The 21,901-nt window shown below is 37.6% G+C and carries 15 protein-coding genes and 1 pseudogene; 2 read left to right on the top strand and 14 right to left on the bottom strand.

The genetic code is table 11. The annotated features are described in order from the left end of the window. Window positions 1–7: 7 nt before the first annotated feature. From atpD to HMPREF2728_RS08895, 12 genes are all read right to left on the bottom strand, one after another. Window positions 8–1,414 carry a F0F1 ATP synthase subunit beta gene (gene atpD / locus HMPREF2728_RS08845; RefSeq protein WP_000094353.1) on the bottom strand — a complete coding sequence of 469 codons (1,407 nt, stop codon included), beginning with the start codon at window positions 1,412–1,414 and terminating at the stop codon, window positions 8–10. Between the two features lie 189 nt (window positions 1,415–1,603). Next, complete coding sequence (locus HMPREF2728_RS08850; protein WP_075227677.1) at window positions 1,604–2,482, bottom strand: F0F1 ATP synthase subunit gamma; 879 nt, start codon at window positions 2,480–2,482, stop codon at window positions 1,604–1,606. A gap of 15 nt (window positions 2,483–2,497) precedes the next feature. Further along, a complete protein-coding gene (atpA, locus tag HMPREF2728_RS08855) occupies window positions 2,498–4,003 on the bottom strand; it encodes a F0F1 ATP synthase subunit alpha (protein WP_016465716.1) in 1,506 nt (501 codons plus the stop codon). Between the two features lie 14 nt (window positions 4,004–4,017). After that, entirely contained in the window at window positions 4,018–4,554 is a 537-nt protein-coding gene (locus tag HMPREF2728_RS08860) for a F0F1 ATP synthase subunit delta (RefSeq protein ID WP_060955847.1), read from the bottom strand. Then, the gene (atpF, locus tag HMPREF2728_RS08865; RefSeq protein WP_070461027.1) at window positions 4,554–5,048 is read right to left on the bottom strand and encodes a F0F1 ATP synthase subunit B; all 495 of its coding nucleotides are present in this window, start codon (window positions 5,046–5,048) and stop codon (window positions 4,554–4,556) included. Before atpF ends, HMPREF2728_RS08860 begins: the two co-directional genes overlap by 1 nt. An 18-nt stretch (window positions 5,049–5,066) precedes the next feature. Further along, complete coding sequence (gene atpB, locus HMPREF2728_RS08870; RefSeq protein ID WP_075227678.1) at window positions 5,067–5,783, bottom strand: F0F1 ATP synthase subunit A; 717 nt, start codon at window positions 5,781–5,783, stop codon at window positions 5,067–5,069. A gap of 32 nt (window positions 5,784–5,815) precedes the next feature. Continuing rightward, window positions 5,816–6,016, bottom strand: a complete 201-nt coding sequence (locus HMPREF2728_RS08875; protein WP_001054551.1) for a F0F1 ATP synthase subunit C — start codon at window positions 6,014–6,016, stop codon at window positions 5,816–5,818. A 229-nt stretch (window positions 6,017–6,245) separates the two neighbouring features. Next, window positions 6,246–6,557, bottom strand: coding sequence for a CHY zinc finger protein (locus HMPREF2728_RS10445; RefSeq protein WP_083280576.1), 312 nt, complete (start codon window positions 6,555–6,557; stop codon window positions 6,246–6,248). A gap of 13 nt (window positions 6,558–6,570) precedes the next feature. Next, window positions 6,571–7,857 carry a peptidase U32 family protein gene (locus HMPREF2728_RS08880; protein WP_075227679.1) on the bottom strand — a complete coding sequence of 429 codons (1,287 nt, stop codon included), beginning with the start codon at window positions 7,855–7,857 and terminating at the stop codon, window positions 6,571–6,573. Between the two features lie 125 nt (window positions 7,858–7,982). Continuing rightward, window positions 7,983–10,202 carry a ComEC/Rec2 family competence protein gene (locus tag HMPREF2728_RS08885; protein ID WP_075227680.1) on the bottom strand — a complete coding sequence of 740 codons (2,220 nt, stop codon included), beginning with the start codon at window positions 10,200–10,202 and terminating at the stop codon, window positions 7,983–7,985. Next, the gene (locus HMPREF2728_RS08890) at window positions 10,186–10,827 is read right to left on the bottom strand and encodes a helix-hairpin-helix domain-containing protein (RefSeq protein WP_075227681.1); all 642 of its coding nucleotides are present in this window, start codon (window positions 10,825–10,827) and stop codon (window positions 10,186–10,188) included. The genes HMPREF2728_RS08885 and HMPREF2728_RS08890 overlap by 17 nt, the downstream gene beginning before the upstream one ends. 66 nt (window positions 10,828–10,893) lie before the next feature. After that, on the bottom strand, window positions 10,894–11,463 hold the full coding sequence (locus HMPREF2728_RS08895; protein ID WP_075227682.1) for a GNAT family N-acetyltransferase: 570 nt from the start codon (window positions 11,461–11,463) through the stop codon (window positions 10,894–10,896). Between the two features lie 168 nt (window positions 11,464–11,631). Between HMPREF2728_RS08895 and ald the strand changes: the two genes are divergently transcribed. Continuing rightward, window positions 11,632–12,744 carry an alanine dehydrogenase gene (gene ald, locus HMPREF2728_RS08900; protein WP_075227683.1) on the top strand — a complete coding sequence of 371 codons (1,113 nt, stop codon included), beginning with the start codon at window positions 11,632–11,634 and terminating at the stop codon, window positions 12,742–12,744. 313 nt (window positions 12,745–13,057) lie between these two features. Here the strand turns inward: ald and HMPREF2728_RS08905 are convergent, their stop codons facing one another. After that, on the bottom strand, window positions 13,058–19,552 hold the full coding sequence (locus tag HMPREF2728_RS08905; protein WP_075227684.1) for a S8 family peptidase: 6,495 nt from the start codon (window positions 19,550–19,552) through the stop codon (window positions 13,058–13,060). Between the two features lie 270 nt (window positions 19,553–19,822). Between HMPREF2728_RS08905 and HMPREF2728_RS10450 the strand changes: the two are divergent. Beyond that, window positions 19,823–20,869: pseudogene (locus tag HMPREF2728_RS10450) on the top strand (transposase). Here HMPREF2728_RS10450 and HMPREF2728_RS08915 read toward each other — a convergent pair. Then, window positions 20,768–21,754: a PhoH family protein gene (locus tag HMPREF2728_RS08915; protein WP_060956387.1), complete on the bottom strand. Its 987-nt coding sequence runs from the start codon at window positions 21,752–21,754 to the stop codon at window positions 20,768–20,770. The pseudogene HMPREF2728_RS10450 and the gene HMPREF2728_RS08915 sit on opposite strands and share 102 nt — an antisense overlap. Window positions 21,755–21,901 lie beyond the last annotated feature (147 nt).

Consider the following 21,901-nt stretch of genomic DNA (forward strand, 5'->3'; position numbering starts at 1 on the left):
TCACCTCTTAAAATCCCATTTTTTCAGCCTTAGCAATAACATCTTCGATTGAACCTACTCCACGGAAGGCATCTTCTGGGAGATGATCGTGTTTTCCATCAAGAATTTCCTTAAATCCACGAACTGTTTCCGCAACTGGAACATAAGAACCTGGTTGACCAGTAAATTGTTCCGCAACGTTGAAGTTTTGTGAAAGGAAGAACTGAATACGACGGGCACGAGCAACCAAAGTTTTTTCTTCATCAGAAAGTTCATCCATACCAAGGATCGCAATGATATCTTGCAATTCATGGTAACGTTGAAGGACACGTTTAACTTCAGCAGCTACTGCATAATGCTCTTCTCCAACGATTTCAGGCGCTAAAGCACGAGAGCTCGAAGCAAGTGGATCAACGGCTGGGTAGATACCCAATTGAACCAATTTACGTTCCAAGTTGGTTGTAGAATCCAAGTGGGCGAAAGCTGTTGCTGGCGCTGGGTCAGTATAGTCATCCGCTGGCACGTAGATAGCCTGGATAGAGGTTACAGAACCTTTCTTAGTTGAAGTGATACGTTCTTGCAATTGACCCATTTCTGTTGCGAGGGTTGGTTGGTAACCAACGGCTGATGGCATACGACCTAAAAGGGCAGATACTTCTGAACCAGCTTGTGTGAAACGGAAAATGTTGTCAATAAAGAGAAGAACGTCTTGACCTTCTACATCACGGAAGTATTCAGCGATTGTCAAACCAGTAAGGGCAACACGCATACGTGCTCCTGGTGGTTCATTCATCTGACCAAATACCATGGCTGTTTTCTCGATAACGCCTGATTCTTTCATTTCCCAGTAAAGGTCATTCCCTTCACGAGTACGTTCCCCAACACCAGTAAATACTGAGATCCCACCGTGTTCTTGGGCAATGTTGTGAATCAACTCTTGAATCAAGACAGTCTTACCAACTCCGGCACCACCGAAGAGCCCGACCTTACCACCTTTAAGATATGGGGCAAGAAGGTCGATAACCTTAATCCCTGTTTCTAAAATTTCTGAAGAGGTAGATAACTCATCAAAAGTAGGTGCTTTTTTATGAATTGGCTGACGCTCTGCATCTTCTCCAAAAGGAGCTTCCAAGTCAATAGTGTCTCCCAAAACGTTGAAGACACGTCCCAAGGTTTCTTTACCTACTGGTACAGAGATTGGACGACCTGTGTCCAATACTTCCATTCCACGAGTCAAACCATCTGTTGATTCCATGGCGATGGTACGAATCATACCATCCCCCAACTCTAAGGCTACTTCAAGGACGATTTTTGTTTTCTTTTCGTCATTTTTGTAGACGACAAGTGCATTGTTAATCTCAGGTAGTTTTTCTCCAGCTGCAAACAAAACGTCTACAACGGGTCCGATAACCTGAGCAATTTTACCTGAACTCATCTCCTTCTCCTATTCTATATAAGATACTGTCGGTTCCTAGCTCAACTAGGTCCTAATACTCTTCGAAAATCAAATTCAAACCACGTCAGCGTCGCCTTACCGTACTCAAGCACAACCTACGGCTAGCTTCCTAGTTTGCTCTTTGATTTTCAGAGTATAAGTTCATTTTCATACAAGCTGGACTAGAGCCTATTCTAAGGCACTAGCTCCTGCTACGATTTCTGTAATTTCTTGTGTAATCGCCGCCTGTCTGGCACGGTTATACTGAATTGTCAAATCATTAATCACTTTTTTGGCATTATCTGTCGCTGTTTGCATGGCTGTCATACCAGCAGCATTTTCAGCTGTCTTGGCATCAATAATAGCACCATAAATCATACTTTCTGCAAACTGTGGCAGCAATTGATCCAAGATTTCTTCACGACTTGTTTCAAGGTCAAAAGTCAAGCTATAGTTATCATCTGCTTCATTTGGATCCAAGTCCACGATTGGAAGCATCTGTTCTACACGCATTTGACTTGTCAGTGTATTAACATGGTGGTTGTAACAAACGTAGAGCTCATCAAAAAGTTCATTTTGATACATTTCAATCGTTTTAGAGATAATCTTACGAACTTCATCAAAGCTCGGTTGACTCGCAAGTCCACGCAATTCATAGATTGGTTGAATACCTCGTGATTTGAAGAAATCTGCTCCCATACCACCGATACAGATAACTTCAAAATCATCACCTGATGGATGGTATTCCTTCTGAATTTCCATGACGGCCTTCAAGATTGAAGAGTTATAGCCACCGACTAGACCTCGGTCAGAAGTAATAACGATATAGCCTGTTTTTTTGACCGGGCGGCTAATCAACATTGGATTTGTTGATCCGCCAGCACCATCTCCGTGAAGGATATCTGTAACCAACTTACGCACTTTTTGTGCATAAACTTGGAAGTTACGAGCTGCTTCTTCAGAACGACCTAACTTAGCTGCAGAAACCATCTGCATCGCGTTAGTGATTTGACTAGTATTTTTTGTTGAGGCGATTTTTGTTTTAATATCATTTAGAGATACTGCCATCTGACACCTCTATTCTTATTGGAAGCTTGATTGATTGAGAAACTCAGTAATCGCAGCATCCAAGACTGCTTCATCTGGCAAGTCTTTTGTTTCACGAATGGTTTCCAAAATCTCAGGATGCTGAGCATCGAAGAACATATGGAACTCTTCTTCGAAACGAACGATATCGTCTACAGGAATTGTATCCAAGAAACCATGTGTCAAAGCATAGAGAATAGTAACTTGTTTCTCAACAGGTAATGGTTTGTGAACAGGTTGTTTCAATACTTCTACAGTACGACGACCACGATTCAATTTAGCCTGAGTAGCTGCATCCAAGTCAGAACCAAATTTAGTGAAGGCTTCCAGCTCACGGTATGAAGCGAGGTCAATACGGAGTGTACCAGCAACTTTCTTCATGGCCTTAATCTGAGCAGAACCACCAACACGAGATACGGAAGAACCCGCATCAATAGCTGGACGAATACCCGCATTAAAGAGACTATCACTTAGGAAGATTTGTCCATCCGTAATAGAGATTACGTTTGTAGCGATATAAGCTGAGATATCTCCAGCTTGGGTCTCGATAAATGGAAGAGCCGTGATAGATCCACCACCAAGTTCATCCGAAACTTTAGCTGAGCGCTCAAGCAAACGGCTGTGAAGATAGAAAACATCCCCTGGGAAGGCTTCACGACCTGGTGGACGACGGAGTAAGAGAGAAAGTTCACGATAAGCTACCGCTTGTTTAGATAAGTCATCATAAACGATCAAGACATGCTTACCTTGGTACATGAACTCTTCTGCCATAGCAACCCCTGCATAAGGTGCAAGGAAGAGCAATGGAGAAGGTTGTGAAGCCGACGCTGTCACAACGATTGTATAGTCTAAGGCTCCGTACTGACGAAGTGTTTCTACTTGCGTACGAACTGTAGATTCTTTTTGTCCAATCGCAACATAGATACAGATCATATCTTGACCTTTTTGGTTCAAGATAGCGTCAATTGCGATCGTTGTTTTCCCTGTTTGACGGTCACCGATAATCAACTCACGTTGACCACGTCCGATTGGAACAAGGGCATCAATAGCTTTCAAACCTGTTTGCAATGGTTCTGATACTGATTTACGTTGCATTACCCCAGGTGCTGGTGCTTCAACTGGACGAGTCTTGTTTGTGTCGATTGGACCAAGCCCATCTACTGGGCGACCAAGTGGATCCACGACACGTCCAATCAAGCTATCACCAACTGGAACTTCCATGATTTTCCCAGTACGACGAATGGTGTCGCCTTCGCGGATATCTGTAAAGTCTCCAAGGATGATAATACCAACATCTGTTGATTCTAAGTTTTGCGCCATACCATAAGAGCCGTTTTCAAAAATCAACAACTCTCCACTCATGGCATTTTCAAGGCCATGAGCACGCGCAATTCCGTCACCAATGTAGGTTACAACACCAGTTTCAGTAACATCAAAATTGGGTTTGAAATTTTCAATTTGTTGCTTAATTAAAGCGCTGATTTCTTGTGCGTTAATTGCCAAAAGAACACCACTTTCTATTTCAAATTTTCCTTAACAACTTTAAGTTGTTGTTTAATACTAACATTAATTGTCTTGTGATTGGCGATAATAACAAAACCACCGATTAAACTATCGTCGATTTCTTCTTTAATGCTACGCACTTTTAAAGACATCTTTTTCTCTATAATAGGAAGTAGACGTTCTTTCTGTTCATCGGTTAGAGGATGAGCAGACATAATCGTTACTTCAAAACGATTCGTTTCTTTCTCAAGACGGTTTAAACAATCTACAATCACATCATAAAAAAGATTTGATCGATGGTTGTACAACAGAACTTGAATAAAGTTTTGTAATAATGGCGATGCAGAGTCTTGGAAATAACTGACTGTTTTTTCCTTGTCAGACTCATCAACATCTACCTGAGTCAAAAAAGAAGGCAAGTCTGTTTCTTCAGCGACTTGCTTAATTTGAGTCAAGTCTGAAAAGATACGGTCTTCTTCTCCTTTTTCAATCACCAATTGGACAAAAGGCATGCTGTATTTTTCAATTACCTTTACTGTCTTTTTGTCCATTAAGCTTCTCCTAGCTGATCGATATACTGATCAATGAGTTCTTTATGGGCATGACCGTCAAGGTTTTGTGAGATGATTTTTCCAGCTAAACTAACTGTCAAATCTGCTACCTCACCTTTAACGCTTTGTAAAGCCTCAGCTTTGTTTTGCGCAATTTCTTGGTTGGCTTTTTCTTTTAAGCGGCCTGCTTCAAGTTTAGCTTCGGCTAAAATATCGGCTCTACTTTTCTCTGCAGTTTCCTTTGCATTCTCGATAATCGTTTTAGCTTCGGTACGGCTACCCGCTAACTCAGCTTCACGTTTGTTAGCCAGTTCCTCAGCCTTTTTACGGGCTTCCTCGGCACCATCAATATCTGAAGAAATCTTTTCAGCACGTTCATCTAAGATGCTGGAAATATTTCCCCAAGCATATTTCTTCACTAAAAAGATCAATAAAAGGAAGGAACCAGCGATCAGAATAAAGTCACCAATAATGGTACTAATAGTTAAATCCATCTTCTAATCCTCCTCTACTTACTCTTCCCCATCATTTATTTTTTTACCAATGTACATAGATGACAACATGGTAAATACATAAGCTTGAATACATGAAATGAAAATCGAAAAGGCTGTCCATAACATGTTTGCGATAAAGGCAAAAGGATACCAATACAAAGCATTTTGTGACAAGGCTAATAGCAATCCAGCTAAGACCTCACCGGCAAAAATATTTCCGTAGATCCGAATCGCCAAGGAAGCAAAATTGGTGAACTCTTCTAAAATGTTCATCGGAGTCATGAAGCCAGGTGTAACAAATGCACTCAAATATTCTTTAACACCTCTACGACGAACTCCTTCTACATGGGCGATCAAAGTGATCAATAATGAGAGGGATAAATCGTATCCAAGGTTGGCTGTTGGGGAAGTCCACAAGTTATAACCGTTTGTTGTTTGTACTTTTGCCATTAAGCCGATATTATTGGCAACTAAGATAAACAGAAATAGAGAAAACAGAAACAAGGAATAATCCTTGATGTATGATTCTCCAATGTTTGGTTTGGTAAAACCAATCACAAAGTCATAAATCATCTCAAGAGCATTTTGTTTACCCTTTGGACGGATGGTCATTTTACGACTTGCCCAGTAGACAAAGGCAAAAACCATCAAAACAGTTACAAGAGACATGGCAAGCAGGGTCAAATCAAAGGATATTGGTCCAATATTAACGGTTGGATTCAAACTTTCTTCCATGGTTTGACACCTCCATTTCTAAATAGAGTTGTCTATTTAATGACAAATGACATCGCCAAGGTTACAAAGAATGTTCCTTCGATAAAGGCAATCCCCATGATCATCAAACTACGCAATTGTGGGATGATATCTGGTTGGCGTGCTGCAGATTTGAACAAACCGTTCATCAAAAATCCTTCTGCAAGAGATACACCCATACAGGCAAGACATAGACCGAAAAATGTTAAATTCATGACGAATTCTCCTTTTTTAAATTAAATTTACTTCCCTAGTTTAGTCCTAAAATTTGCTTTTGTCAACTTTTTACTAGCATTGAAAGCGTTTCTAATCATTTATTTCTATTTTTACGATTTTCAAGACAATTATATAGAAAATTTTAATGTCTTTTCAGATTATTTTCCTTATCTTTCCTATTTTTCTGAAAAGAAAAATCCAAGTTTCAAAACCTGGATTGACAATTGCTTATTTGAAATAATACGAGTGATGACTCTGGCAAGCTGGATTAAAGAGTGCTACACAATAAGGACAGCTCCCCTTTTCTCGATACTCCTCATAAGTTAGGGTGTTCTTACAGGAACCACATAAGATAGGTTTATCCTGTCTTAGATTCAAAGGGTAAGGAGAAAATGTGTGCGACTCTAGTTTATTGTGACACTGATAACAGGCATAGTATTTCTTACACTGATAACACTGGAGCGCTACGATATCTTTATCACTATGGTAATGAACACATCTGCTTTCATCATCTACTAGTAAGCCCTGAGCTTGAACCATGATTTTTCCTTATCTAGGCACGAACTGTGACGCTTGTTCCATCTTCTTTGTAAAGATTGATCAGGCCTTCTTTCAAAGCACGTACCATGTCACCAGCTTCTACTGGTTGAGGAACCTTGATGGTTAAAAGTTCCATTGGATTTGGTGCACGGTCAATTTTATTACCTTTAGCATCATGAAGGTCTTCGATATAAGTTTCAAAATGGCGGAAACCTGGGCCATAAAACTCAACTTGGTCACCTTCGTTGATAACGTTACGTTGGCGGATGGTTGCTGTTTGAGTTACAGCGTCATAAGCTACTACTTCAGCAACAAACTTGTATTCTGGAATCTTACGACGAGCTCCGAAAAGTTGCTCATTTTCAGATGGTGTTCCGTAGTAGAAACCTGTAGCCAACTCACGTTGGGCAACCTTCCACATTTCATCAATCAAGTCTTGCTTAATAGCTTCAAACTTTTCAGGGCTCTCAAGATAGGCATCAACAGCAGCCTTGTAGCAGTTTGTTACTGTTGAAACATAGTGGATAGACTTCATACGGCCCTCAATCTTAAGACTGTCCACTCCATTTTCAATCATATCTGGGATATGGTCAATCATAGACATATCAACAGCTGACATGGAGAATTCTTCAGGAATTTCTCCCTTAAGACTCTTACGCTCTTTCCCAAAAGGCATATCGTAAAGGTCATATTTCCAACGGCAAGATTGTGAACATCCACCACGGTTGGCGTCACGCATACTCATATGGTTAGAAAGAGTACAACGACCAGAGTACGAGATACACATAGCTCCATGAACGAAGGCTTCAATCTCAACATCTGTACGTTTGCGAATCTCTGCCAATTCTTCCATAGAAACCTCACGCGCCAAAACGACACGAGTCAATCCAAGTTCTTTCCAGAATTCTAGGGTTTCGTAGTTAGTCGCACTAGCCTGGGTTGAAAGGTGGATTTCAAGTCCTGGTGCTTCTGTCGCCGCAATCATGATCAAGGCTGGATCTGATACGATAACCGCTGCAATACCAATGTCACGTAGCTTACGGAACCATTCTCCGGCACCTTCTTCGTTTCCTTCGTGCATAACCATGTTGGCAGCTACATAGACCTTAGCACCGTACTTGGCCGCAAACTGGACTCCTTCTTCCATCTGTTCGAAAGTGAAGTTACCTGCACGGCTACGTAGACCATAGGCCTGACCACCGATAAAGACTGCATCTGCTCCATATTGAACAGCTACTTTAAGTTTTTCTAGTGTTCCTGCAGGTGATAGAACCTCAGGACGTTTCAAAGTTTTTGTCATGTTTTCTCCTATTTGCAATATAAAAGTTTGACACTAATCTTTACCATTTTATAGCAAAAAGGTTCTAAAATCAAGTTTTGATCGATTGTTTAGACAATTTTAATGTTTAGTTTTCTCTGAAAACGTTATTGAACAGTTTCAACATTCCAAGTAGTCCAGCCTTTAAAACGTATAGCACCCTTTTTGTCAGTTTTTAATACCAAATTCTCAAGTTCTTTATCTTCTTGGTTATTTTCCCCATTTTTAAGTTTAAATGATTTTTTCTTGTCTATTGAAATGACCGTGATTTTAGGGTGTACAGTTTTGAAGACCTCACCATCTGTCTTTTTCTTCGATGCTTGCTGATGAGTTATCACTACATCTGCTTGGAGTTTTGGATAATGACTCGTTAAAAACTTCTCCTCTATATTTCCAGTAACTAGAAATGTTTGATTTAGTAACTTTCCAAACATTGCTATTGAGTCTCTACCATCTTTATTTTGACTTGCGATTACTTCCAAACTACTCCAAAAAATAAACAACTGCTGTCCAGTTTTGATGGCAACTACCTTGACCTTGCTTTCCTTCAGCTTATCCATAAATTCTCTCTTAGATAAAGTTTCTTCAGTTACTAGAATCTCTCCAAGCTCGAAGACTTTACTGATTTCTAACACATGATCTAACTGCTTAGTATCACTAGTCGTCAGAACCAACTGATCAATCTTGGCCACTCCTCGACTTTTCAGATAAGGAATTAAACTACGTTTGGCATTACTGGTAATAACTTTCTCCTGCCAGACTTCTTTCTTGTCACGTTCAGATTTTTCTCCGACATCCAGTAGTATGGTCTTTCCTGTCATGTCTCTTAGGAAAATACTTCGTCCCTGTTCCATATCTAGGACTGTGATTTCATTTTCTAGTGGATGCTTGGTTACTAAAAAGAATGAGATGGCAACTATGACAAGCATAGATAGTTTTTTCACATTCTTTCGATAGTCGTAGATGAGAGCTAAAGTAATCAAAAGAAGGATTAAAATCCAAAGACTCGGCTGACCAAAAACAAGAGGCCTCGTAGATAGCTGAGAAATATAGCGTATGATGTTTTCTAGCCATTCAAAGAGAAAGTTGAACTGGGTGATGGGATATATAAATGACAGACAGAAGAGAATCGATAAAAGTGGCAATAGGACCATGTCAAACAAGAATGAAAAGACAAATGTCAAGAGAATGGACAACGGTTGGAATTCAGAAAAGTAAAAAGATAAAATTGGTAGAATTCCCAAGGAAATAATAAAACTTTCTCTCACCAGACCTTTTATCCCTGCTACTTCCTCACCAGTCATGGTCAGGATAAAGGCATAAGCACAGGAAAGAACTCCCCCAGCAGTTAAGAAAAAGTTCGGCATGATTAAAAATAGAATAAGAATCGTCAAAGCAAAATTATCCAGTGACTTAAAGCCATGCTGAGCCAATAACTTTTGTAGAAGACTACGAATAACTGAAGCTGAAAATCCTGTCAAGCCTGCATAAAACAAAGAAAAGGGATAAGCTAGCCATTTGAACTTCTCTTGTGTCAAGCCCAATCGCAAGAGTGACTTTTTAAAAGCATTCATGAAAAATCCGACCTGCATTCCAGACAAAGCAAAAAGATGAATAATCCCTAGGCTGGAATAAAGTTCATTCATTTCCTCAAAGTCTGTGTCCAAATGCCCCAATAAAAGACCTGTCATATAATTGCGCATGGAATCGGGAAAATTCCTTTTAATCCAGACAACTGCTTTTCTCCTCAAACTTGATAGATTTTCTCCAATACCCCAACTGAAAATTTGCTTTAATTCCACAATTTCGGATATAGTCAAGGTCTGATAAATTCCTTGTGTTTTGAGATAATTTCGATAATCGAAACCCGCAAAATTACTGGCTCCTTGAGGACTAGCTAACTTGCCTTTCACAACCATTTCATGTAGTTCAGATAAGTCTTGAAATTTTTCCTTTTCAGCTTCTGACTGAAGTTTATAATAGACCTGAAAGAGTCTACCGTCAGCCTTGCCACGAAAAGATAAGCTATCACCATTTACCTTGATGGTATCCGGTAATATTCTCAATGTATCAACCGTGTCTACAAGATTCCGACTGACTTCTTCTTGCTGCCATTTTTGAAAAATAAACCAACTCCCAAATATGCTGCAAATCAAGAGGACCTTGGTCACAGTTTTCCATGGAAATTGGAAAAAGAGGCAGACTAGTAAAAAGACAAAGCCCAAAAGTGCTAAGACACTCGCTGAAAAGATAGCATAGTAGAGCCATAGCAAAAGAAAACTGAGATAGATTTTTGGAATTGGAAAGCGACTAATCCACTGTAACATACTCTTTTAACTTTTCTATCGTTTTTGCACCGATACCAGAAACCTTTTTGAGCTCATCAACTGACTTAAACTTACCGTTGGAATCACGATGGTCAATAATATCTTGAGCACGTTTAGCACCTAAGCCTTTGACTTGTTTCAGTTCCTCTAAACTGGCTTTATTGAGATTGACTTTCTTATTTTCCTTGCTGTTAGAAGCATTTGATTGTGTTGCTTGACTGGTAGCTTCTTCCTTAGTTGGAACATAGACAAGTGCTTCGTCACTAATTTTCTGAGCAAGATTGATAGATTTACTGTCTGCATTATCTGTCAGTCCACCAGCTTTTTGAACAGCATCATTGATACGACTTCCAACTGGCAAATCATAAATCCCTGGTGTTTTGACAGCCCCTTTGACATCGACAGTAATCAGATCTTGCTCCACCACTTCTTCCTTCTGATTTCCATCTTCCTTTTCATCCGTCGAATCCTTTGGAACAGCTATAACTTCAGACTGCAAATTACTTTCCTTAGCAGGTGTTTGAGCGACTGGTTTTAGGAGGAAAAATCCACCCAAGACCAAACCCAAACTAACACAGATAACGATAATTTTATATTCTTTGATTTTCTCAATAAGTTCTTCCATATTTTCTCCTCTCTTAGCTAATTCGTAAGAGAAAGAAAAAAACAGCTGAAAAATCTTTTCAACTGCTTACTTATTTGCAAAATAATCTTCCTTGGTTAAGACATAATGGACATCTGTTACGAATCTTCCAGGTTCATTTTTATCCATTCTAGCATATGGTTCTTCGTGAGAGAAGCGCATTCCTGATTTCTCCATGACCTTTCCTGATGCAGGATTATCCTTATCATGAAAGGCATCTAACTTATTCATTCCAATCTTTTCAAAAGCTAGTTCAATCACGGCTCGATTGGCTTCAGTTGTCAAACCTTGATTCCAATATTTTTGATTGATAATGTAACCAATGGCTGCCTTCTTAAGAACAGTATCCATCTTGTGCAGGTCAATAGTTCCGATAAACTCTCCAGTACTTTTTAGTTCAATTCCCCATCGGCCCAATGGATTGGCTAGATAAAACTGGGCAATATTGTTCTTAGTTTCCTCTAGGCTTTGATTGGTTGGAAAAGTAAATCGCGTATTTTCCTGGTTTGAAGCATATTCAAACATGGTTTCTGCATCATCAAGTGTTACAGGTCTAAGTACTAAGCGTTCTGTTTCGATAATTGGATACTTCGCTAGTTTGATAAATAGTGATTCCATGATTGCACCTCTCAAAATAGATTGCTAAAAGAATAACATAAAAGAAATAGGTTTACAAGTTTTTCTTGCAATTTAAAGCGGTTTCATATACAATAAAGTCATCACAAAAACTCTGAAGAATGATGTGATACATAAATTGAAACAGCTTAATAGAAAGTGAGTTATCCTATGTTAATTGGAATTCCAAAGGAAATTAAAAATAATGAAAATCGTGTTGCTTTGACACCAGCTGGTGTACAAAGTCTCGTTAGTCGTGGCCACCGTGTCCTCATCGAAACAAATGCTGGACTTGGATCTGGTTTTACTGATGCTGACTATGAAAAGCAAGGAGCAGAAATTGTCGCAACTGCGGCTGAAGCCTGGGCTGCAGAATTGGTTGTTAAAGTAAAAGAGCCACTTGCTAGTGAATATCAATTCTTGCGTGAGGATTTACTTCTCTTCACCTACTTGCACATGGCGGCTGCTCCAGAATTGGCTGATGCTATGCTTGCAGCTAAAACAACGGGTGTTGCTTATGAGACAGTCCGTGATACTCAAGGACAACTTCCTCTATTGGTTCCAATGAGTGAGGTTGCAGGTCGTATGGCTGTCCAAATCGGAGCCCACTTCTTGACGAAACAAGCTGGTGGTTCAGGAGTTCTACTCGGTGGTGTTCCTGGTGTTCCAAAAGGAAAAGTAACCATTATCGGTGGTGGTGTCGTTGGTACACACGCAGCTCGCATCGCTCTTGGTTTGGGAGCTCAAGTAACCATTCTTGACATCAGTGCTAAACGTCTCTCTGTCCTAGAAGATGTCTTTGGTCACCAAATCCAAACCCTGATGTCTAACCCATTTAATATCGAAGCAAGTGTACGTGAAGCAGACGTTGTTATCGGTGCAGTATTGATTCCTGGTGCCAAAGCTCCAAAATTGGTAACAGATGATATGGTTCAACAAATGCGTCCTGGTTCTGTCATCGTTGACGTTGCTGTAGACCAAGGTGGCGTTATCGCTACAGCTGACCGTGTAACAACTCACGATGAACCTGTCTATGAAAAACACGGTGTTCTTCACTATGCCGTGGCTAACATTCCTGGAGCAGTTGCTCGCACATCTACGATTGCCCTTACAAATGTTACTCTTCCATATATCGAAGCCTTGGCAGGAAAAGGATTTAAGAAAGCTATCCTTGAAGACGCAGGCTTGCTTGAAGGTGTAACAACCTATCAAGGTATCCTCACTAGCCAACCAGTTGCAGAAGGCTTGGATCGTGACTTCACTTCAATCAGTGAACTTGTTTAAAATGATTTATAAATTTAAACTACAAAAATAAGAAGCTACATAAAAACTAGCTTCTAAATCTCAAAAACGAGCATTTCCATTCTTGGAGATGCTCGTTTTCTCATGTCATGGTTTATAATTTAAATTTTGATAGACTCCAGTTTCTAATCAACGTGATCACTATTTGTCAATATTAACCCTTTCAATCAATTCATTAGTTGTCTAAACTAAGTCCATTTATAAATTTAAAAAGAGTATAAATATCAACGTAAACTTCATCATCACACTAGCTAATCTCAGTACATAAACCATTTTTTTATCTATAGTTTTTGTCTTAATCTTGATCTTTTTTCTTCAATCCAAGAAGCGCTCCTACTATAAACAATATTCCAGCAATGAATGGTGTAAAACCTTCTCTAACTGTTCCGGTTTTTGGCAATCTATCAGAATTGTTAGTATCCGATTTACTATCGATATTAGTATGTTTATTAGCTATATTCTCTGGTTCATTAAGATAAACTTCTTTCTTATTTTCAAAGTTTTTATCATTTTTATCAGGAACTGTAGCTTTAACATCCTTAGTTGAGTCAGATTTGTGTGAATGATTTTCTCTCTGTATATCCTCCTTTTTGTAATTTCCATCTAATTGACTATGATTTGCTTGCACCTTATCTTTCTTTTTCAATAAATCAAAAGTAGGTTTATTCTCCTCCTCCTTTTTCTCCTCTATTTTCTTGAATACAGGTTTTATAAGGGTATCTTTTGACACATTAATAACATAGCCAGCGTCTTTTTTCCCTTCGACACCAGAAATTTCCCAGCCGTCAAATTGATATCCTTTTTCTAATTCTCCCTTATAGACAGGTAAAATGAAATCTTCTTCCGACACTATCGTTGAACTCATTTCTTTTCCATTTTGAATGGTCACAGTCACCGTATGAGGTTTTAATTCGCTTAACTCTCCCGTATCTTTGTTTAAAATGAATTCTTTTACGGTCGTATTTCTTGCGAAATCTTTTACAACAATCTTAATGTTTAGTGTCTTATCTGTTAGTTGTTTAATATCATCAAATGATTTGTATTCTTTTCCATTTACATAAATATGTTTGTCTTGAATCTCACCATCGAATCCATTATTTCTCTTATCATTGATGTTAAAGACTACAGATTTTCCGTCAGCATATTCGATACTTGTATTTCCCTTAGGATCAATGTTTACTTCTGGTTTAACATTATCATATAAAAATTGATAGTGTACTCCAACCGCTTTCGCATTCAAATCGCTATAGCCAGTTTGAAGATAAACATTTCCATCCATATCTGTTACCTTATCTGGGAATCCGTTTGCTTTATAGTCTTTCATTCCCCAGTCCATGATGTCACCGTCTTTAACATTAAGCTTAATGTTAAAATCTCTAGTGTTATCAATGTGTAAATCTCCGTAGATTAAATAATTATCTACAACAGATTCATTCACTCTCAATTCCCAGTTAAAACCACCCTTATCAGAAATCTTACCTCTTAAATAAAATTCTGGATTTCGTACATAAATTTTATTAGATTTAGATGGATTAAAGTAGTTCTTGTCCATTGAAAGATTTACTGGTTTTGCATCAATAAATAACGTAGAGCCATCTTCTTTTATAGCTTCTACATTAGACTTATCCTCTCCTATGTACTCTTTACCATCCTTACCAAATAATACCAGTTTAGAAGAATCTGTCACAAGATTTCCATCTTTATCGATTGCTTCCCCTTTATCATTCATTTTAAAGGTAAACACTTGATATTTTACAATGTTAAAACCGTCCAAAGCCGACATTAATACTGATTGAGTACTTCTTCCATCTTCAACATTTCTACTATCAGCATAAATTATTTTTTCTGATAAGACTCTTAGATTAGGATTGGACTTTTGGATTTTTGCTATATCTTCCTGGCTATAAACTCCATTTCCTTCTAACATATCCGTTTTTCCAGGATTATAGGTAGTCACTTTTAGTGCATAGCCTTTTTTCAGAATGATACTATCCTTTAATAGATATTGTTGTTTTTCTGAATCAGAATAGATTTTACCAGATTCCATTTCAGTTAAATTGTTTGGTTTGTTTTTTGAAAGATCTCCTTCTCCTAATTCTATTACATTCCCATAACTTGATGCATAGGGATATTCTGCTTTAGTTTCCTTATTTTTTTCAGGCATTCTAATTTTAGTTTCAGCTTTTGTCTGATTATCATCTTTAACAAAGAATCTCATATCTCCTGCAAAAGCTAATCCATCCACAATATCATTAATATTAGCGTATAAATCAAATGTCATCGTTTTTGAGTGGGAATCATACTTGGTCGTTTTGATTTCTATCGATTTATATTTATTACCATAATATACCTTGGCATTTTTAGAAACATTACTTATCTTTCCAAGAATTTCAAAGTGTCCATCTTTAGAAGGGCTTAGAACACCATAAATTTTTGATTTGATTTCGTCAAGTTTTTCAGTTTCATATTCTAAGGCACTACCATCGTCATAAGCAATGATATTTCCCTTATCATCGTATTTATAATCGTATTCCTCTATTCTCTTACCAGTTTCACTTGTAAAGTCATCAACTTCTCTAAATTTCTTTTTAATAAGTTTCTTTAAATCTTTGCTTTCAAAGTCTCTAATTGTTGAAATAGTTTTATGAATAGTCAAGCTAGATTTTTCTTCGGTATCCTCTTCATTTCCTTGATGATGTTCTACCTCAGTTGTATCTTTTTTAAGACTATCCTCTTTTCTATTTTCTAAATTTTTAAATTTAGATTCGGCAATCTCTCCAAGCTTTTGGTATTTAGATGAATCTTGATCAGGATCTACTAAATAATAGGAAATCATTCCCTTTTCATCAGCATGATCAGCAAATTTAATTCTATGAATCTTTGTGAAATTGCTAGAGCCATCTAATGCAATGACTTCAATGATTTTTCCTCTTAAATCTCCTGCACCATTAATTTCATAAATGGTATTTCCGTCTTTGTCAAGTTTCCTATTTCTTCCTTGACCCTCACCTGCGTAAGTTACTTCAAGATTTTTCTCAACATCTCCATCTTCATTAACAAGAGCGGCGCCAGCATACCAAACTTCGTTTGCAATCTCGTCAAATTTTTCAGGATGTTCTTTTTGATCTCTCGCAAATAGGGTTTCATTCTTGTATTGATCTTTTACCTTGTGATAAGTATCCTTTGTGATCAACTTAATTTTTTCAGGATTTGAAAAATCAACCGAAACAATTTTAGGAGCTGTGTTATCAATTTTTACAGGAATGTAGGAAACCTGCCATGGGTAATCTTTAGTTAATCTATATTTAAATTTATAGAAATATTGACCTTCTGCAATCGGTTCAAATTGACCTCTTATCCTAGTAGCTGGATCTTTGGTATCCTTGCTTTCTGGTGCATTTTCTTCTTTCCCTCTAGGATTATAGATGAGTCCATCCCATTTCAAGTCGCCCCAAACTTTTAGCTTAGAAGATTTGATTCCCTTTGCATCATTTCTTTTAGAGTTTAAAATTCCTTTAACAAAGTGTTCTCTCGAAATGACTTTTAAGTCTCTTTGATTTTCTCCCTCTTTATTTGTATTTACTATTGAAATCATTCCTTCTTCTGCACTTCTTAATACAAGTGGAGAAGGTGTTAATCCTCTCTCAAGTTGAGCATCTTGAGGATTTCCATTTGAATCTAAAGGATAAATTTTAGCAATATTAGAACCACTTGATGATGGTGCGTTGATCCCTTCGTTATTGAAAGCAAATAATTCTGGATTTTGATCTAGGGATGTTGTATTTTTATCTTTTCTATTTTGTATAACTCCTGCTGGATTAAATTTATCTATACCATGTTCTCCACCAATTCCCTTATTTAAGGTTCCTGGAATTTTTGGTTTACCATCATCATCATAACCTTCCATTGTTTTTGATTTTGAACCTTCTTCCCAGGCCCATTTATCAAGGATTGGTTCCTTATTCCAATCCCCAGCAAATCCCATTAGAGGCATCGATAAAGAAGGTTGGAAATTTGTTTTCTTCCCATTGGAGTTTAGAGCTTCCATTTCTTCCACTGACTCAAAATGAATAAATGATTCTACAAATTTATTTTTATTTTTAGCCTCTCCAACGTTTATAACCGCATTTAAATCAAAGCTAGAATTTGGGCCTATAGTGAAAGTGTCATGCTCAAATGTAATATTTGCATCTTTTACTTTCTCTGGGTGAATTTCTGGAACAATTTGCTTACCATCTGGAGATTTTTCATCTTTGTATGTTTCATCCAGTTTTAGTCTATCAGTTAGAGCATCTGTAGTTACCGCTGAGGCTGAAACTTTAAAGGTTAAAGGTCTGTTTGATGTATTGTGAAGCTTAATTGTAAAGTATTTTTTATCTCCTTTTATTTCTTTAAGAGAAATAGAACCATAAGAGTTTACCAAACCTTTAGAATCTGTGTTTTTGAAAGTCGCTACAACTTCATTTCTCAAAGCATTGGCAACATTAATTAGCCCTGCTCCCTGTTGTCTAGGTGATGCAAAGTATTGACTTTTTTCTTTCCAAGAAGTCGCATCCATCATAGGCCGTGCAGTATTTTGTAGGGCTATTTTTGTAAGACTTGTAAGGTCTATTTTGTCATCTCCCTTAAGATTTTTCAAGGCAGGTCTTTCAAGCATTTCCTTTAACTTTGGTCTAATCAAAACAGTAGAAGCTGCCACGATTGGAGTTGCCATACTAGTCCCTGACATATAACCATAAGTTGATTTCCCATTAATGACATTGAGAGTGGATTTAATATTTTTACCTGGTGCTGAGACATCAGGCTTTAAAAGTAAATCTGTTCTCGGTCCCCAAGATGTGGATCCTGCTGGAACGATGACATCTTCTTTATACAATTCTTTGTCTGTGTCAGGTGCAAACTTAAAGTCAATCTCTTTTTCGTCACCTACATTCGGTTTATTAGAATTATAGCTGGCCATATCAATTGGATAGTATTGCTCCAATTTATCTTTGAAATCTTCCTTACTATTTCTTTTAACCTCAGTTTTTTTATCAGGATTAATCATGTTCCATAGCTTTACACCATCATCTCCTGAAATTGAAAATACTTGACTTTTAGTCCCTTCATCTGCTTCATATCCCATGGCTGGAAGCTCTGTCCAATTATCTCTATTGTAGTAATTGACAGTATTTACAACCATAATGCCACGTGCGCCCTTATCCGTTGCTCTTTTAAAAGCATCTTTTAAATCCTTGGTATAAATTCGATCCATTACTGCAATTTTGCCCTTAAGATCCAATCCTATCAAATCTTGGTCTTGACCTTTGCCTATATATACAAATTTCAATTTATCAGGAGCTTTTGAACCATCTTCATTTGTTGTGATTTTATTCTTATCGAAAAAGGCCCCTATATTTCTGTATTTAAAACTTTCTCCACCTATGTTAACTTTATCAAACTCAACTGTTTGATTTTTAGCAGAAGCAACTGCTATCGCATCTTCATGTGCTGCAGTTCGTGTTACATTTCCAGTGTCGGTCATTTTCAGATTATTATTTGCCACTAAATCCCATGAAGAACTTGAAGCAGAAGTCGCATAGTTACCCGTAGCTACAACCATTGGAATGCCTGCTTTTCTTAACGCTCTAATAGCTTCCCAATATTTCTCACCTACAAGACCTGTTCCTGTAAAGCCAGATGATACCGAAACAACATCGACATTGTGTTTGATCGAATCTTCAATAGCATGAAACATTGTTTCATCTCCTGCGAAGCCAGATCCTGCGTCAGAGTACATTTTATAAGAGAAAATTTGTGCATTAGGAGCAATTCCATCTATTCCGTTAAAGTTTTTAATATCTTTTTCAGTATCATTTCCCGCAAGAATCCCTGCAATATGCATTCCATGTGGATCAAAATAATCGCTTCCATCGTCAGCTTTTTCTACAGTAATTTTACCACCATTATAATAATTGAAAGCATGAGGGATTTTATCACTCAACCAGAAATTTTTATCAGTACCTTTTAAGTCTTCTTTTTTGAATCTCATTGAGCCTTTAGCATCATCATCAATCCTCATGGCCTTATGCCTATAATCTGTCCCGGTATCGATATTTGAAATGACCATACCTCTACCATCAAAATTTTTACCAAATGGAACATTGATAGACTTTAGGTAATCAATTGCCTCTTCAACTCCAATTTCCTTTCTAGCATGATTCATCATTGGCTGGACTTTTTGTGATCGTTCAACCGATGAGATACCCTCTATTAGTTTAATTTTGTCCAGATTATCTGGAGTTGTTTCTATTGCAACACCATTAAAAACCGTATCATAAGTATATAAAACTTTTGTATCCTTAAGATTGGATAATTCCTTGATTGCTTTTTCTCCAGATTCTTTATCTTTAAATTCAGCAATATAGACAAGTTTATCCTCTTTTTTGGGACTTTCTGGGTCTTTACTTGCAGACGAGTCCGCTTTATCTTCTTGGGATTGATTGGAATCTTCTTTGATTTTTTCTTCATTGCTAGTTTTGTTATCTATCACAGATTCTTTACTAACAACTTCTTTTTCCTCAATAACCGTTGTTTTCTTCTCTTCAGTATCCTTTGAAGTTTCTATAGCATTATGAATATCTTCAAGTTTTTCTTTGTTTTCTTTTTGTTTACCTACTACTGTTTCTTTATCAGATATTTTTAAAGAATCTTCAGAACTAGGTGTATCTGCTAAAACTACCTCATTAGGGACATATGCTGCTAAAATAACTGCAGCTGTGGTTAATGACAATACTGTACTTTTTTTCATTTTAATTCCTTACATATTTATTTAACTTCCAATAGATAGAAAACTTTAACTTTGCTAGCCTTTGTTATAAAAAGTTTTACTAAGTATTATCTAGGAAATAGAGTAGTGCATTTATATATAATTGTTAACTCTCTGAAAATAGTATATCAATTAAAAAAATTTAAGTCAAGAAAAATTAATACGGGTTAATTTTTTTATTAACGTATGTTAATTTCATAAAGTTCAAAGCTTTCGTGTTTAACTGGAATACATTATAAGCATATTCACACCATCAAGAATAGTAGGAATGAAGTTGAACCACTACTAAAACCATCAAAAACTCAGTTAAGTTTGGAAGTGAATCTTGCCTACGATATTCCACTAAGTTACGAAGCGAGAATGATTAGCCTATTTGTTGACAATATCCCTAGTCAAGTATTACTGAAATAGACCTCTCACACTGGTCGTCCTGCCTTTCGTCCAACCATACTCATGAAGATGACCATATTCGCTTATGGTCGTCAAGTGTTCTTTGGACATAAAATCGTTCAAATGAACGAAGAAGTCATTCTCATGAAATGGTTGAGCCAAGATACCTATGTTAGCTATAAAACGATTAATAATTTCCGCTCCAGTAAACATGCCAACAACCTAATCAAAATTGACTAAAAAGTACTAAACGAGCACAGATAACCCAATGAACTGGGAATATCTTGAGGACACGGACCAGTTTATAAAGCCCGACGGCCTAGTTTATTCCTTTAAGAACTACTCTAGTCGAACTGACAAGTATGGGCTTCAACGTGATTTCAAGATTTATGAGGCGGATAAAATTCAAGATACTCCTAAGTTAGAACACTTGGCTAAAACGGATAGTGGGAATCAGAAACAAATCCATTATAATCAAACTTGGAATTACTTTAAGGAACTCCTTACACAAACATTACATAGTGAAGAAAGCTCTCAAATTTATGCCAAACGGAAAATTGATGTTGAACCCGTTTTTGGTAGTTTTCGGCGTGCGCAGAGTGCATGTCAGAGGTAAACAAGCTGTCGCAACAGAGATAGCATTCATCTTCATGAGCATGAATCTCACCAAATTGGCAAAGAATCTAGCATCTAAAACGTTCACCTATTCAAAAACCACACAGTGTTTCTTTCAGCTTGATTGTATTCAAGACTGAAATCACTGTGTGGTTTTATTTAGAAGCTAGTTTTTGCCTAGGTCCTTTTTCCTTATTCTCTTTCTTCTTCGTTTTCTTCAGCTTTGACAGGTCGAGGTTCATAGGCTCTGATAATTTGAGCGACAACTGGGTGGCGAACCACATCCTTGGCTGAGAAATGAACAAAGTCAATCTGATGGATGTTCTTGAGTTTTTCTTGAGCATCAATCAAACCGGACTTGACATTACGTGGCAGGTCAATCTGACTGATATCTCCATTGACAATCATCTTAGAATTAAAGCCTAAACGAGTCAAAAACATCTTCATCTGCATGATGGTTGTATTTTGCGCTTCATCCAATATAACAAAGGCATCATCCAATGTACGTCCACGCATATAGGCAAGTGGAGCGATTTCAATGATTTCACGTTCCATGAGACGAGTTGTTTGGTCTTTTCCGAGAATCTGGTACAAGGCATCATAAACAGGACGAAGGTAAGGATCTACCTTTTCCTTGAGATCACCTGGAAGAAATCCAAGGCTCTCTCCCGCTTCCACTGCTGGACGTGTCAAAATGATTCGCTTGACTTGTCCACGCTTGAGAGCTGTTACGGCCAAAGTCACTGCTAAGAAGGTCTTACCTGTTCCTGCTGGCCCAATCCCAAAGGTCACATCGTGTTGCTTGACACTATCCACATAAAGCTTTTGACCCAAGGTTTTAACACGGATGGGCTTACCTGTATTATCCTTGATAATCTCTTCTTCATAGAGGGCGACAAACTTATCGATTTCATTATTCTTAACCATGGTAATGGCTGTCACCACATCTGGAGTTCCAACAGTCATTCCACGATTAACCAAGACCACTAAGGCTTGGATAACTTGACGGGCTTCCTCACAAGCATTCTCTGCTCCCAAGACTTGTACAATCTCTGTACGGGCATGGATGATGACATCTAATTCATCCTCCATCAATCTAAGGTGGCGCTCATTGGACCCAAAAAGATGAAATAGGTCATCTGGATGACTCAGTTGAATATCTATTGAATGTTCCTTCAAACAAAGAACCTCTCTAATTCTCTTATTTCGTTTTATCATTTTGTTTTCTTTTAAGTATGAAATAACTTTCAAAAATCCTATCACTTTGACAATTCGTAATGGTAAACGATACTTGCCAAAATAAGTAAAATCCTCATAAAAGATAAC

The organism is Streptococcus sp. HMSC061D10 (assembly GCF_001808865.1).
In the GTDB taxonomy this organism is placed as follows: Bacteria; Bacillota; Bacilli; order Lactobacillales; family Streptococcaceae; genus Streptococcus.

Excerpts from the sequence above, each read along its gene's own strand:
- atpD (WP_000094353.1), bottom strand. The coding sequence starts at position 1,414 with ATGAGTTCAGGTAAAATTGCTCAGGTTATCGGACCCGTTGTAGACGTT.
- HMPREF2728_RS08850 (WP_075227677.1), bottom strand. The coding sequence starts at position 2,482 with ATGGCAGTATCTCTAAATGATATTAAAACAAAAATCGCCTCAACAAAA.
- HMPREF2728_RS08860 (WP_060955847.1), bottom strand. The coding sequence starts at position 4,554 with ATGGACAAAAAGACAGTAAAGGTAATTGAAAAATACAGCATGCCTTTT.
- atpF (WP_070461027.1), bottom strand. The coding sequence starts at position 5,048 with ATGGATTTAACTATTAGTACCATTATTGGTGACTTTATTCTGATCGCT.
- atpB (WP_075227678.1), bottom strand. The coding sequence starts at position 5,783 with ATGGAAGAAAGTTTGAATCCAACCGTTAATATTGGACCAATATCCTTT.
- HMPREF2728_RS08875 (WP_001054551.1), bottom strand. The coding sequence starts at position 6,016 with ATGAATTTAACATTTTTCGGTCTATGTCTTGCCTGTATGGGTGTATCT.
- HMPREF2728_RS10445 (WP_083280576.1), bottom strand. The coding sequence starts at position 6,557 with ATGGTTCAAGCTCAGGGCTTACTAGTAGATGATGAAAGCAGATGTGTT.
- HMPREF2728_RS08880 (WP_075227679.1), bottom strand. The coding sequence starts at position 7,857 with ATGACAAAAACTTTGAAACGTCCTGAGGTTCTATCACCTGCAGGAACA.
- HMPREF2728_RS08885 (WP_075227680.1), bottom strand. The coding sequence starts at position 10,202 with ATGTTACAGTGGATTAGTCGCTTTCCAATTCCAAAAATCTATCTCAGT.
- HMPREF2728_RS08890 (WP_075227681.1), bottom strand. The coding sequence starts at position 10,827 with ATGGAAGAACTTATTGAGAAAATCAAAGAATATAAAATTATCGTTATC.
- HMPREF2728_RS08895 (WP_075227682.1), bottom strand. The coding sequence starts at position 11,463 with ATGGAATCACTATTTATCAAACTAGCGAAGTATCCAATTATCGAAACA.
- ald (WP_075227683.1), top strand. The coding sequence starts at position 11,632 with ATGTTAATTGGAATTCCAAAGGAAATTAAAAATAATGAAAATCGTGTT.
- HMPREF2728_RS08905 (WP_075227684.1), bottom strand. The coding sequence starts at position 19,552 with ATGAAAAAAAGTACAGTATTGTCATTAACCACAGCTGCAGTTATTTTA.